The 13636-nt window shown below is 52.4% G+C and carries 16 protein-coding genes; 6 read left to right on the top strand and 10 right to left on the bottom strand.

The genetic code is table 11. The annotated features are described in order from the left end of the window. The first annotated feature begins 11 nt into the window (after nucleotides 1-11). From RIN69_RS19820 to RIN69_RS19795, 6 genes are all read left to right on the top strand, one after another. The gene (locus tag RIN69_RS19820; RefSeq protein WP_313853995.1) at nucleotides 12-389 is read left to right on the top strand and encodes a hypothetical protein; all 378 of its coding nucleotides are present in this window, start codon (nucleotides 12-14) and stop codon (nucleotides 387-389) included. 62 nt (nucleotides 390-451) lie between these two features. After that, complete coding sequence (locus tag RIN69_RS19815) at nucleotides 452-949, top strand: SycD/LcrH family type III secretion system chaperone (RefSeq protein WP_313853993.1); 498 nt, start codon at nucleotides 452-454, stop codon at nucleotides 947-949. After that, the gene (sctE, locus tag RIN69_RS19810; protein WP_313853991.1) at nucleotides 934-2430 is read left to right on the top strand and encodes a type III secretion system translocon subunit SctE; all 1497 of its coding nucleotides are present in this window, start codon (nucleotides 934-936) and stop codon (nucleotides 2428-2430) included. The genes RIN69_RS19815 and sctE overlap by 16 nt, the downstream gene beginning before the upstream one ends. Before the next feature lie 12 nt (nucleotides 2431-2442). Continuing rightward, the gene (locus RIN69_RS19805; protein WP_313853989.1) at nucleotides 2443-3252 is read left to right on the top strand and encodes a hypothetical protein; all 810 of its coding nucleotides are present in this window, start codon (nucleotides 2443-2445) and stop codon (nucleotides 3250-3252) included. 46 nt (nucleotides 3253-3298) lie between these two features. Next, on the top strand, nucleotides 3299-3892 hold the full coding sequence (locus tag RIN69_RS19800) for a type III secretion system translocon protein SseD (protein WP_313853987.1): 594 nt from the start codon (nucleotides 3299-3301) through the stop codon (nucleotides 3890-3892). Between the two features lie 53 nt (nucleotides 3893-3945). Next, nucleotides 3946-4380 carry a type III secretion system effector protein SseE gene (locus tag RIN69_RS19795; RefSeq protein ID WP_313853984.1) on the top strand — a complete coding sequence of 145 codons (435 nt, stop codon included), beginning with the start codon at nucleotides 3946-3948 and terminating at the stop codon, nucleotides 4378-4380. Nucleotides 4381-4731: 351 nt separating this feature from the next. Here RIN69_RS19795 and RIN69_RS19790 read toward each other — a convergent pair whose 3' ends face one another. From RIN69_RS19790 to RIN69_RS19745, 10 genes are all read right to left on the bottom strand, one after another. Then, complete coding sequence (locus tag RIN69_RS19790; protein WP_313853981.1) at nucleotides 4732-5490, bottom strand: lytic transglycosylase domain-containing protein; 759 nt, start codon at nucleotides 5488-5490, stop codon at nucleotides 4732-4734. 115 nt (nucleotides 5491-5605) lie between these two features. After that, on the bottom strand, nucleotides 5606-6673 hold the full coding sequence (locus tag RIN69_RS19785) for an EscU/YscU/HrcU family type III secretion system export apparatus switch protein (RefSeq protein WP_313853980.1): 1068 nt from the start codon (nucleotides 6671-6673) through the stop codon (nucleotides 5606-5608). Then, nucleotides 6670-7446 (bottom strand): type III secretion system export apparatus subunit SctT, encoded by a 777-nt coding sequence (gene sctT / locus RIN69_RS19780; protein ID WP_313853979.1) that lies wholly within the window; start codon nucleotides 7444-7446, stop codon nucleotides 6670-6672. The genes RIN69_RS19785 and sctT overlap by 4 nt, the downstream gene beginning before the upstream one ends. A gap of 1 nt (nucleotide 7447) precedes the next feature. Continuing rightward, the gene (gene sctS, locus RIN69_RS19775) at nucleotides 7448-7717 is read right to left on the bottom strand and encodes a type III secretion system export apparatus subunit SctS (protein WP_313853977.1); all 270 of its coding nucleotides are present in this window, start codon (nucleotides 7715-7717) and stop codon (nucleotides 7448-7450) included. 14 nt (nucleotides 7718-7731) lie between these two features. Beyond that, nucleotides 7732-8382, bottom strand: a complete 651-nt coding sequence (gene sctR / locus RIN69_RS19770; RefSeq protein ID WP_052902117.1) for a type III secretion system export apparatus subunit SctR — start codon at nucleotides 8380-8382, stop codon at nucleotides 7732-7734. 83 nt (nucleotides 8383-8465) lie between these two features. After that, a complete protein-coding gene (sctQ, locus tag RIN69_RS19765) occupies nucleotides 8466-9452 on the bottom strand; it encodes a type III secretion system cytoplasmic ring protein SctQ (RefSeq protein ID WP_313853954.1) in 987 nt (328 codons plus the stop codon). Continuing rightward, the gene (locus tag RIN69_RS19760; protein ID WP_313853953.1) at nucleotides 9427-9897 is read right to left on the bottom strand and encodes a hypothetical protein; all 471 of its coding nucleotides are present in this window, start codon (nucleotides 9895-9897) and stop codon (nucleotides 9427-9429) included. Before RIN69_RS19760 ends, sctQ begins: the two co-directional genes overlap by 26 nt. A gap of 2 nt (nucleotides 9898-9899) precedes the next feature. Beyond that, complete coding sequence (locus RIN69_RS19755) at nucleotides 9900-10280, bottom strand: hypothetical protein (protein WP_313853951.1); 381 nt, start codon at nucleotides 10278-10280, stop codon at nucleotides 9900-9902. Then, entirely contained in the window at nucleotides 10262-11590 is a 1329-nt protein-coding gene (locus RIN69_RS19750; RefSeq protein ID WP_313853950.1) for an EscN/YscN/HrcN family type III secretion system ATPase, read from the bottom strand. The genes RIN69_RS19755 and RIN69_RS19750 overlap by 19 nt, the downstream gene beginning before the upstream one ends. Before the next feature lies 1 nt (nucleotide 11591). Then, complete coding sequence (locus tag RIN69_RS19745; protein WP_313857817.1) at nucleotides 11592-13634, bottom strand: EscV/YscV/HrcV family type III secretion system export apparatus protein; 2043 nt, start codon at nucleotides 13632-13634, stop codon at nucleotides 11592-11594. Nucleotides 13635-13636 lie beyond the last annotated feature (2 nt).

The raw sequence follows: 13636 nt of genomic DNA, 5'->3' as shown, positions 1-13636 counted from the left end.
GGGGAACAAAAATGCAAGACCTGAACCAGCTAAAAACCATGATCGATACTCTGCAAATGCGTCGCGTGGGTTTTAAAAAACAAATTGATGAATTTAAAAAGCTGCAGGAAGAGATTGCTCAACTGCACGCGCGTGCGCCGAACGATCCCGATGCTCAGCGCAAGCTGAAAAAACTTGATGGGGTACTGAAAGGCGATCGCGTGCCGAAGCAAATGGCTGAAAAAGTGGCCTCAATGCAAAAGACATTTGAGCAATTGGGTAAACAGCTGAAACAGCTGGTACCCGATCAACCCGTTCAACCAGGCCAGACCACTGCTGTGGTAGCCGCTGCCGCCAATGCACCTGCCAAGCCAGTGATGGCGAAAAAACATCGGCGTGCGTTTATTTGATTTTCCACCCTCTCACATGGCGCGAAGAGCAAAATTTCGACGCGCCTTAACATGGAGTTTTTATGTCAGAGACCATGATTAACCCACAGCAAGAAGAGAACGACGACGTACTGCAACGCTTCTTTTCGCGCGGTGGATCATTACGGATGTTAACCGATATCGACGATCAGGATCTGGTACAGCTTTACAGTTATGCCGGTCAGTTGTTTGCCGCTGGTGAGTTCGTGGCGTCGCGTAACTTTTATCAACTTTTAAGCACTTTTGATCACTGGAATTACGACTATTTGTTGGGATTAGGGCTATCCCATCAGCGCCTTTCTGCCCATGAAGAAGCCATCTCCTGCTTTGCACGAGCCGGGATGATCACTATCGATGACCCGCGGGCGGCGTTTTTTGCTGGCCTGAGCTACCGGCTGGTAGGCAATGAAGCTTACGCCCGCAAAGCCTTTAATGCCGCCATCATGTGGTGCGGCGAACAATCACATTATCAGGAAATTAAGGGAAATGCGGAAAGGATGTTAACCGCTACCACGGAGGAAGTTTCATGCACATTGGTTTAGATCGTGCTCTTGCAGCGCCAGGAGCTGGCAGTGATTTGGAGAATGAATTCTCTGCCGTTAAAAGTCCCCGTACTGAAAAAACGCTGGCACCAATCATTCTGCTGTTTGTTAGCGACAGAGACGGCAAAAAATCCCCACTTGCGCAGTTGGCGATGCCGACAGAGTCACCCGTCACGGGCTCTCGTCAGCAAGCTCAGGCCTCGTTAGACAATATAAAGCGGGCGCTGCCTGCGCCAGTGGGAGATGACCCCAGCTTTAAATTCAATTTATCGACCATGGAACGTGTGCCGATGGAGGCGATGTTCCTGGCGTCGACCATGCTGGCGAACCAGATTCTCGGTGACACTGCGGAGATGAAAGGTCGGGCGCTGTCAATTATGAGTGACAAGCAAGACCAGCTGCGCAAGCAGGAGGTCGAGCAGATTCGCGAGCAGATGAATGCTTCCGTCGAGCAGCAGGACAAAGCGAAGAAAGCGGGCATCCTCAGTGTAGTGTTTGACTGGGTAGTCGCTGCCGTTGAGGTAGTTACAGGCGTCGCGAAAATCGTCGGTGGTGTGCTGAGCGGCAACGCACTGCAGGCGGCAGGTGGTGCCATGGACCTGATGGCGGGCCTGGCTGGAATGGTGAAAGCGATGGCGAATACCCTGGCGCTGATCGATCCGGAGAATGCTGAAAAATACAAAAAAGTGGCAGACGCAGCCGGAAAAATCCAGATGGCGTTTGAAATTGCCGGTGCGGTGATTGATGTCACCAGCGCGATGCGTAATGCCATCATGACCAAAGTAGTGCCTAAAGTCGTCGGTAAGCTGTTGAAAGAGGGTGCCGATCAGGCCATTTCTACCGCGATTAGAGAAGGAAATAAAGTCGCTCTGAAAACTGCCGCCAACCAGCTCGGTAAAAAGGTTGCTTCAGAAATTGGCGAACAAATTGTCACCCGTACAGCGAGAGAGCTGGCGGAAGAAGCCGCTAAAAATGCCATCAAGAAAACAGCACATAACTTTGCCGTTAATAAGATGGCGAAGCAGTTCGGCAGTGAAGCGATTGAGCAAATGGTCAGTAATGCGGTGGAAAAAGTCGGCAAGGACGCGATTAAACGCGGCGTTGACCTGACGGCAAAAGAAGTCACTAAAAAGGTGATGGCAGAGATTCGCTGGCAGGTAATGACGGCAGTGGCGAAAGGTGTCACTTGTGGCGCGACTACCGTGATGAATGTTACCCGCGGAGCGGTCACTGGTGCTCAGAACATTACCGTTGGCACCATTGATAAGCAAAAAGCGGAGCTGCAGAAGAAAATTGATCAGCTGGTTCTTGACCAGCAGTGGACCCAGAGCTTCTTCGAATACTTTGAAGCAAGTAAAAAGGAAACCATCAAAAAGGTGAAAGATCTGCAGGACAGCCAGGCTGAAGTGATGCAGGGCGGCGTTGCGATGATTAGCCAGATTGCTTCTAACCAGGCGCAGATGGCCGCTTCAATGGTGTAAACAGGAGTCATTATGGATGCAGTAAGCCGTTTCGGTAGCCATAGCCAGGTGCAAATCTCATCGCAGCCCAGCGAGAAAGCAGCAGGGTTATCGCTTGAGCACACCGAAGCCAATAGTGTTTTGACGGAGGGGCTTACTGCTGAAGGCGTCGCGATGTTTGCCATGCAAGAGATTGATCAGCAACAGCTTAATCGAATAGAGGGAGCCTTAAACAGTGCCGCTAATTATGCATCCGAAGGGCTGGAAGATACAGAATTAGCCGGTGTTATCAGGCAAGCCGCTGCGGAAGTAGTTGGCGTCAGTAATCAAGCGCAGACCTTCACTATGTTTGAGTTGATTGCGTTGATCATGGCTGTCTCTTTACGCGATGGCGAACGGCAGCGAGATATGGCCGAAGAGCTCAAGCCGGAGGTTTCCGCTACGGCTATCGCGATTCAGGCTATTGGCCAGCAAGCGATTGAAGACTCTTTTACCAGCAACATACTTTCATCAGTTGGGGCAATGATGAATGGAGTCAAAGCATGGGTTGGCACCAGTGATAACAAGGATGCGGCAGATGCGGTGGGAAGTATCAGCAGCATGTGTGGGCTGCATGCCGCCAGCTACAACATCAGTAGCGAATTGCGGGAAAGCATTAAGGCCATTGCCCAGGACTATATGGATAAAACAAAAGAGCAGATCGATGGTGCGCTGCAAATGGGCGATGCCAGCCAGCAAGAGTTGGATCAGCAGTTAACGCAACTGGTCAATACCGGTAACCATATGGCGATGATTATTGCCAGCGCCACTGAAATTATGAAAGGCGCATTCAGAAAAAGTTAAATCACTCACCGATTATCGGTAAACAAAATAAATGGAGACAGAAAAGATGAGTACCATCAACCAAATTAATAATACCAATACTGCACCTGTTACGCCTGAAACTACCAGCACGCGCTCTGCGGCAGGCAATGGCGCCCTGGCAACAATTGATGACCTGATTGCCATGCTGCAAAAAATGAACGGTGATATTCGCGATATGCAGCGCGAACACTACACCGCTCAACAATCGGCGGCTCATAAAAAAGATCTCACGGCTATGGCGAGTAAAGAGAAAGCCATTGAACTGAATTATTCGGCGGCACGCGGTAACGCCACGGCGAAAATTCTCTCCGGTGGATTCAGCGTTGCAGGCGCATTTCTCGGCGGCGTGGCATCCAGCGGCGGGTCACTGATTTCCGGCGGCGCGGATGGCATGGGTAAAATAAGTGAAGGCAGTGCCGGGATGAAAGGTGCCGGAATCACCCGCGAAGCGCAGGAGATGCAATTGTTAGGTGACTATCAGTCGAACGCCGCCAGCGAATACTGGAAAGGGCTGGCTGCTACCGCGGATAAAGCGGCAGAAGCTTCCCGTCGGATGCTGGAAATGACGCGTGAACTGATGAGCCTGCAAGAGCGCATTATGGGTGCTGTGCGCCTGTAGTAGCAGAAAAATGGGGTTAAGCCTGAGTGCTTAATCCCTTGAAGGAGAAGAATATGCAGCAAGTTACAGAAAATACCGATGCAGTAACTGACTATTTACGCAGCCAGGGTAAAACGCCGCAAGTGGCTTATTTTGGCAATAGCCCGTTGGTAATTGGCTGGCGAGTCACCCTGGCAGACTTTGAGCTGGTGTACCGGCTGGAAGAGGGTCAGTTGGTGGTCTGCGATTTTAAAGCTAACAGCGATACCGGCAACCATAATCGTGCGGCCGCAGGATTTATTAAACTGATTCATCAACTGGAACGCAAAGTACCGCAGATGAAGTGCGTGCGCGGTATGTTGCTGGACAGCATTCAGGCTGATGTGCTGAGCATGCGCCAGCGCCTGGCTGATGCGCTGATTTATCAGGGCGCTTACTGGCAGGAGATTGACGGCGAACTGTGGCTTATTTATGACGCCGGGGTTAAGCGTAAAGCTGCCGTGGCGTGATAGCCCGTATATTATTATCCTTTCTGCTGCGACCATTGCTGAAATAAAAATCGGCTGTGGTCGCGATTTTTTATTGTGATGTCGCCCTGGTACTCATCATTTCTTTAGCAAGTTGCTTAGCAGGAACAGATCAGATACCTGAAGAGATAATTATTAACCTTAACCAACGATAAAATCGCCTCTGGTAAATTAATTTAAATAATTTAATTAATTTATCAGAGGCGCTATTTTAATATTATCGGCAGCGGATGCTTTTGTTCTGCATCGGAATACAGCAAGGCGAACGGTGAACATCAGTAATAAAGATGTAAACTGGATCAGAACAGCGATAATCGTTTTTCCCACGGCTATTTACAGGGCATGGCTGGTATCTTGCGTATTATGTTGCTTGTTGGCTGCTGCACTGGGCGCGGATATCAATAGTCCCAACAGTTTTGCGGCTAGCGCATGACCATTGAGTGCAACTTTCTCCACGGGTTTATCTGCCACCGTTTCCGATTGCATAGCGTACTGCTTGTCCGCAGGAAGAGAGTGACGCTGTGGCTGTGGCTGCTGGTAATGGGCCATCACCTTTTTTACATAGTGCTGCGTTTCGCGATACGGTGGAATGGTTTTACCGTAGCGCTTTACCGCGCCTTCGCCGGCATTATAGCCTGCCAGAGCCAGCGTTAAATCATTATCGAAGTGTTTGATTAACCACTGCATATAACTGGCTCCGGCGCGCAGGTTGTGCTGTGGATCCAGCAAATCGGTGTAACCGAAGCGCTCGCCGGTAGCAGGCATAACCTGCATCAAACCACGCGCGCCTTTAGGCGAAACGGCCTCATGCTGATAGTTTGACTCAACGCGGATCATCGCGTGCAGCAGGTCGGCATCAAGGCCGAACTCTGCCGACACCTGCTCAACCAGCGGATGAAAACGGTCTCTGTCCCTTTGTTGAGCGGCAGTTACGACCGGGGGTGTCGGCAATTCAGCACTGGTTTTTGCAGTTGGCTGAGCGGGATTGATTTCTTCCTTCTCAGGCACCGTTGCAGTCATCGCGCTGCTACTCTCCTGCACGCGGGTCCAGGAGAGTGGCTCTACCGGCTGCTCGACGAAATCATTTGCCATATCAGACTCTGTCACCGAGAGGGAAGCGTCAACCTCCTGGGGTGGCGTATCTACAAAAGAGTGCCATAAAGAACAGCCGCTTAATCCGGTACAAAATAATAATACCGATAAATTTTTAATTTTCATCTTCTTCACTATCATCGTCATCGTAGTCCAGCTTCATCGCAAGGCGCAGAATATGCGCCACAGGTTCAAAAAGTTCGGCCGGAATATAACCGCCAACCGGGGTTCCATTGGCGAGTGCGCGCGCCACCAGAATGTTTTCTACGACCGGAACACCGGCTTTTTCCGCTAATTGCACAATATGTAATGCGCGTTTGTCGCGTCCCATTTCAATAACCTGCGGCAGCGGTGATTTGTCCGGATGGTAATAAAGGCAAACGGCAATATGAGTCGGGTTTCGCACCACGGCGGTCGACTTTTTAACGTTGGCCGCCAGACTGCCGCTCTGTATTTCGCGATGCACTTCTTTGCGCTTCTGCTTTATTTCTGAATTTCCCTCGAGGTTTTTATGCTCCTGCTTAATATCATCCATCGACATCATCATTTTTTTAGTGTTGTCATGGCGTTGGAAGGCGAGGTCGGCGATGCCAATGACCACATAAAAACCAATCAGTGACAGAAACATCCAGAACAGCAGGCGCATCGCCACTTCCAGCCCGTTGATAACCGGATAGAGCGGTAGAAACTGAATAGTGGAGCTGTACTGTCGCAACAGATAAAAGAAAATCAGCGAAAGCAATGACACTTTCAGCACTGATTTGACGAACTCAAACAGATTTTTAGCGGAAAATATGTTTTTCAGATTGGACATGACATTGAGCTTTTTCGCCGAGGGTTTTAATGCCTCGGTGGCAAGCAGTGGACCAATCTGCACCAGAATGCTGAAGGCGGTCGTGGTGATCATTACCGCCGCAATGCCCGAAACGAAACGCAGTGCCAGTGAGCCCACTGCTTCCATCAATTGGCCCAGACCTATGCTCAGCGTTTGATTGGTCGCATTGATTGCCAGCTCCTGCAGTTGCACCAATATGCGCCATAGCGCAGGCCCTTCGAAGGTGAAATAGCCAAGTATCACTGCCAGCTGCACGCCGCTGGTGACCTCAACGCTTTTGGCGACCTGGCCTTTTTTACGCGCATCACGAATTTTTTTCGGTGTGGGCTTTTCGGTTTTTTCACTCATGAAAAAGCCTCCAGCAACCTGCTGCTCAGATTCTTAAAGAACATGCTGTATTCCAGCAAACTGCCATAGGCGAAGTTAAAACTGATGATCAGCATCAGCAGCGCAAAGGCACTTTTAATCGGCATCGCCAGGAAAAAGACGTTTAACTGCTGAGCGGAGCGGTTAATCAGCCCCATTGCCATATCCACCAGCAGAATCACCACCATCGCTGGCATGGCGAAGCGAATTCCCAGTTCATACATCAGTTGCCACTGCTGGCTGATAAAGGCCAGCGCATCAGGTCCGTAATGCAGCCCCCCGCCGGGTGGTAGGGTTTGATAAGAGTGATAAATGGCGCGCATCAGTTCGTTAAAACTTCCGCTCATCAGAAACAGCACGCCAAAAACTTGGGTAAATAACAGACCGAACAGCGAGGATTGCTGCCCTAACAGCGGGTTAAGTACGCTGGCCATTGAGGAACCACGCATGGTATCAATGATAAAACCTGCCATATCCAGCGCCCAGAAGGGGATGGCGGCGCAAAAGCCAATGACCAGTCCAATACACAGCTCGCCTGCGGCGAGGATAAAAAATCCCCAGGCACCCGCGGCAGGTACGGGCCATTCGGTATAAACCGGCACCAGTGGCAAGGCGATCATTAATAACAGTGCGTTGCGGGTCAGCATGCCGCCGAGGTTGCCGGTGCTAAACAGCGGCATCAGCAGAAATACGCCCAGCGGGCGTAACATACACAGACCAAGAATCGGCAACCATTGTATCCACAAGCTGACCATGTCATTCCCTCATCTGGGTGATTTGGTCAAATGCCAGCCCTGCATAGGTCAGTATTACGTCGCCCATCCAACTGTAAGTTACCGCCAGCGTTATCGAGACGGCGACCAGTTTGGCGAGGAACTGAATGGTCTGCTCCTGAATCTGGGTCAGCGCCTGCATCAGGCTCACCAGAATACCGACAAATGAGGCCACCATAACCACCGGCAGGGAAAGTATCAGTACCAGCCACATCATCTGCGTCGCCAGCTGGGTGATCATCGCTTCACTCATTTTTTACTCCGCGATCAGGAAAAGGAGAGGACCAGCTGGCGCAATAACTTCTCCCAGCCGCCCATCAGGACGAAGACCAGAAGTTTCAGTGGCATAGAAATTGTCATCGGCGAAACCATCATCATGCCCATCGCCAGCAAGACGTTAGAAACCACCAGATCAATGGCAATAAAAGGCAGGAACAGCAGCAGGCCGATCTTGAAGGCTTCAATCAACTGGCTGACGGTAAACGCCGGCATCATTACCAGCAGTGAGTTGTCTGGAATGCGTTGCTGATATTTTTCAGGCCAGATTTGGTGACCAATATCGACAAAGAAATGCACCTGCTCCGGTGCGGTATTGCGCTCCAGAAACTCGCGGTAGGGTGCCAGAATGCCGGTCTCAACCTGTTGGATAAACGCTGGAGATTCCAGGCTGACCGGGTTTTCGGCGAGGTTATCCTGAATCGCCAGTACCACCGGTGCCATGGTAAAAAATGTCAACACCAGCGCCAGCCCATACAGCGCAATATTCGGCGGTATTTGCTGGATACCCAGCGCGTTTCGCAGCAGGGCAAACACGATAGATAGTTTCAGAAAGGAAGTGCCCAACACGATCAATAACGGCAAGATCGAGAGGGCAAACAGTACAATAATAAGTTGTAATGGATTGTCTAATAACGCCATGAGAGCTACACGGAAATCAAATATGGCGGCTATTATCACCAACCACTGACGTCAGGCGTATCAGGTGAACACCCTGGATTACCTCAGCAAAGGTGGTCGATTTTTACTGCCATCTTGCCGTCGAACGCCAGTAAAGAGCCACGCGCAATGGCGCGGTTGCCCACTTTCAATGTCACCAGCCCGTTCTGCTGGGCCACGCCAGACAGCAATCCTCCGGCTACCATGTTGCTCAACTCCTGAATCGAAACCGCCAACTGAGCCACTTCCACCGTGACGTTCACCGTAGCTTCATTCAGCGCCTGCTCGACACTGTTACCATGAATGGTATTGGTCTCAAGTGAGGGGGAAAGGTCCATCCAGTCTTCAAAATCACTCATTACTGCCTCGATAGTAAAAGTCTCTTGCTCGCTACTTTGCGCGATAATGGCGAGCGGTCGATCGAGAAACAGGGCAACCTGTCCCTCAGAAATCTGCCAGCTTTTATGCAGCATCAGCGCATCGCCTGGCCGCAGTGAGCTGAGTTGTCCGGCAGTGACGGTGCTCCAGCCCGCCAGCAGGCTGGCAGTCAGGATAATTTCGGCCTGATCATCAGTGAAATTTACCGGAAACATATTATCCGCCAGACTGTCGATCCAGGGTTCAGCACCACTGAGCAGGCGCAGATCCAGCTGCCGGTCTGCGCGCTGAATAGTCATGCTCCAGCCCAGTCCTTCTGGCGCGTCACCGGGTTGCAGAGTCTGTGCCTCTGGCCACAATAAATCACCGCTGTCGCTGCATTCGCTGGCGTCTGCCAGTGTCCAGTGCGCCAGTAAAGACTGTAATTCGGCGGGAGCCAATGCCAGCGAAGGGACTGCCAGCATCGGCGTTACCCACTGGCACCATTGCTGTTCATCCAGCCACAGTGTTACCGGCCGATCGTGAAACTGGGCATGCAGCAGCAAGCCGCTGGATGCGTTTTGCTGGCGAAATGACAGCTGTATGCTGCCTTGCTCGCTGAACAGCTGTAAGCCATGCCCTACTTTTTTGATCAGGCGTCCCTGATCTTTACTCAGCTGCGCGATCTGCATCATTAATCTCCACCGTGACATGGCAGTTAAACTGCGTGGCCAACTGCTGCTCCAACTGGCGCGCCGAACCCACCCGCCGTAACAACGGTTCCAGATCCTGTGTTCGCAAGCGGACAGACATGTCGTCATTGCGGTAACAGGCCTCAATTTCCAGTCCGGCCAGCGGGCCATTAGTCAGACGCCAGCGCAGCCAGCTGCTGGTTAATGATTCTTTCATGCGCCAGTCTGACGTCAGTGGTAAACCATTCGCACCTTCCCAGTGAAAGGTTTTGGCCAACGTATCCGAACCGCGACCGCTGGCTATCGTCGACGAAGTGTCACGTTTTTTGGGCGACATCCCCATTAACGAGCTAAAGCGCTGTTGCTCTTGCTCATCAGAGGGATGATGTTCCTCTGCAGTTCGCTGATTTAGCCCCCACTGGCGGGGTGAAAACGGGGGAATATGCATGTTTACTCCATAAGAATGTTGAGTTTTTCCTGATCCATCAGCACCTGCCGTAACAATAATTGCTGCTCATCTTTATCCCTTTGCAGATGAGCGAACATATCGTCAGTGGCGGCGACTTGCGCTTGCAGATGGTGATCCTGCTGGTAATAACCCGCCAGCTGAGCGCGTAATAATCTCCACTGTAGCGACGTGAGTGTCTGCTCCTGGCTGCTGCTTTCTCGCCATTGCTGCCATAATTGCTGGTGAGCCTGCAGCAACTGCTGTTTACGCTGCTCCACTTGCTGCCATTCTTCTTCGAGACGGGCGATTTCACGACGAATGCGCCGCTCCCGGCGTTTTTTCAGCGACAGCAGAGTCGACAGCGTCAGTCGACTGTCTGGCACAGCAACTCCAGCGTTTCATTGAAATCGTTTTTCTCCGTCACCGATTGACAGAGAAATTCACTGATGGCTTCTTTACGTTCCATCGCTTCATCGGCCAGCGGATCCTGTCCCTGCTGGTATTCACCCACGCGTACCAGCAATTCGATCTCTTTCCACGCCGCCATCAATCGCCGCAGCTTACCGGCACGTTGACGATGCTCTTGGTCGGTGACCATCGACATTATTCGGCTGACGCTGGCGGCAATATCGATGGCCGGATAATGGTTGGCCTGCGCCAGCTTGCGCGACAGCACAATATGGCCGTCGAGAATCGAGCGCACTTCATCGGCCACCGGTTCATTGAGGTTATCGCCTTCAACCAGCACGGTATAAATGCCAGTGATACTGCCGCTTGCCGCTGGCCCGGCGCGCTCCAGCAGGCGCGGCAGACGAGCAAAGAAACTTGGAGGATAACCGCCTGCCAGCGCTGGCTCGCCTGCCGCCAGGCCGATTTCGCGCGAGGCACGGGCAAAACGTGTCAGCGAGTCCATCATTAACAAGACGTTTAGCCCCTGGTCGCGGAAATACTCAGCGATGGCCGTGGCGGTATAGGCGGCTTTCAGGCGCTCAAGTGCCGGGCGGTCGGAAGTGGATATCACCATCACACAGCGGGCACGCGCTTCGACACTCAGGGTATGCTCGAGGAATTCGCGAACTTCGCGTCCCCTTTCGCCAATCAGCGCCAGTACGATGACATCTGCCAGGCTGCCGTCACAAATCATACCGAGCAGAGTACTTTTACCCCCGCCAGCGGCAGCAAAAATACCGATACGCTGCCCCATCCCACAGGTCAGTAAACCATCAATAGCGCGCACGCCCAGCGGCAGTGGCGTATCAATCAGCGTACGGGTAAGGGGATTGGGCGCCTCGCCTTCTAAAGAGCGTTTTTCGCTATCGTCAGGCAGCGGCAAATCGTCGATCGGCCTTCCCAGACCATCCACCACCCGGCCTAACAAAAAATCGCCGACTTGCAATTGATGCACATTGCCACTCGCCAGTACTTTACTGCCGGTGGTGACGCCCAGCGGTTCGCTAAACGGAGAGAGCATCGCGTAGTTACCCTCAATCGCCACCACTTCCGCTTCAATACCGGAAGGTTCGAGGCGGCATATTTCGGCGATGCTGACGCCAGGCAGCGAAGCGCGCAGTAACGTCGGGCCAATCTCCACGACTTTACCGGCCAGCTGTACACCAATATCGGGCGGTGGCGGCGGTAAACTGAGGCGTTGCTCCAGCATGGCTAATACGGTTTCCTGTTGCGGCAGACGCATTTTATTGCTCTCCAATCAGGTCGATATTGCCAATGACTCGCAGCTCAATTTCTTCGCCAATCTCCTGAAACGACAGGACTTGCAGTGCATAAAAATCACGCTCAATAACCCGGCGTAAGAAGCGACGAACATCAATGGCGGTGAGCAGCACGTTGTTCTGTTTTTCGTTGCCTTCGACGGCGGCACGGATCTGTTCGATAATCTGCTGCGACAGTTGTGGATCCAACGCGGAATAGGAACCGGCAGAGGTCTGGCGTATCGCTTCGCGGATCATGCCTTCGATCACATCGCCAATCATCCAGCCGCTGACCCAGGGTTGATCGCCACGGAAGCGGCTCAGCAGATGGCGACGCAGTGAAATGCGGACATACTCCACCAGCATGATCGGATCCTTTTCACGCGGTGCCCATTCGATCAACGCTTCAAAGATGCTACGCAGATCGCGGATCGAAATTTCTTCCGTTACCAGACGTTGCAACACATCGGCAATGCGACCAATCGGTAACTGACGCTGGACCTCTTTGATCAAATCGGAATATTGGCTCTCCATGCCATCCATCAGGAAACGCGTCTCCTGCACACCAATAAATTCACCGGCATAGCGATTGATCAGTGTTGATAAGCAATGGGTCAGGCGTTCCTCATCCTGATAGAGCGTTACGCCCAGCGCGGAAATCGCATCCTTGTCTGCGGGCGCAATCCACTGCAGGCTGAGGCCACCAAACGGCAGAGGGGTATTTTGTTGTGCCTGAGGCAGTATTTGCGACTTTGCGTCTGCCAGCAGCAAGCCCTGCGGAATCTGGATGTTCAGTACCACTTCCTGATACAGCAGAACTTGCAGTGTGCCCGGCGTCAGCGAAGGATCTTTTTGCAGCACAATCTCAGGCAGCGGGATGCCTAACTGCTCAAATTTGCGGAAGCGGAAAGCGTTAAGCTTGGCGGACAGCTGGTTTGAGCGGGCCAAATCGGTGGCGAGACGCAGCATCAGCGGCGTGGCACCAGGGGTCATGTTGCCGGTAGCGCTACTGCCATCAGCGCCATTCTCACTGATTGCCATGCCGGGTACTGCATCGGCGCTGGCAAGCCGTTTTCTTTTCGCCCACCAGGTAATGGAGAACAGCAGTGCAGCCAGCATAATAAAGTAGATGGCGGGAAAACCGGGGATCAGCGCAAACACCAGCAACACCACACATGCCAGCATCAGCGCCTGTGGCTGTTTACCCAACTGCTGGGCAAGGTCGCTGGCGAGGTTCTGCTGTTCCTCGCCGCTCACGCGGGTGACGATAATACCGGCGGTAATTGAGATCAGCAGCGCAGGGATCTGGCTAACCAGGCCATCACCAATCGACAGGATGGCGTAAACCGACAGCGCTTCGCTGGCACTCAGGCCATGCATCATCACGCCGATCGCAGTACCCCCTAAAATGTTGACCAGAATGATAACGATACCGGCGATGGCGTCACCTTTGACGAACTTCATCGCACCATCCATTGCGCCGTACAGCTGGCTCTCTTTCTGTACCTGGTTACGCAGGCGTTTCGCCTGATCGCCATCGATGGCGCCAGCACGCAGATCGCCATCGATACTCATTTGCTTACCCGGCATCGCATCCAGTGAGAAACGGGCGCTGACTTCAGCGACACGCTCCGAGCCTTTGGTAATCACGATAAACTGCACAATGGTAATAATCAGGAAGACAATTAAGCCGACACCAAGGTTACCGCCGACGGCAAATTCACCAAAGGTGTAGACGATTTGGCCCGCATCCGCTTGCAGCAGGATCAGGCGCGTGGTGCTGATCGTCAGTGCCAGACGGTACAGTGTGGTAATCAGCAGCACTGCCGGAAAGGCCGCAAACTCAAGCGGATTTTTGATATACAGTGCCATCATCAACAGGATGACGGAAATTGTCAGGTTGACGGCGATCATAAAGTCCACCAGCCCGGTCGGCAGTGGAACAATCATCATAAATATTGCTATCAGCAGCATTGCTGCCAGCACAATATCCTGGCGGCCCGAAAGCATAATCAGGACGCGTTTCATCT

The organism is Winslowiella toletana (assembly GCF_032164335.1).
Lineage (GTDB): Bacteria > Pseudomonadota > Gammaproteobacteria > Enterobacterales > Enterobacteriaceae > Erwinia > Erwinia toletana_A.
The sequence above is the reverse complement of the archived record's forward strand: the minus strand, read 5'-3'. Positions and strand labels throughout refer to the sequence as shown.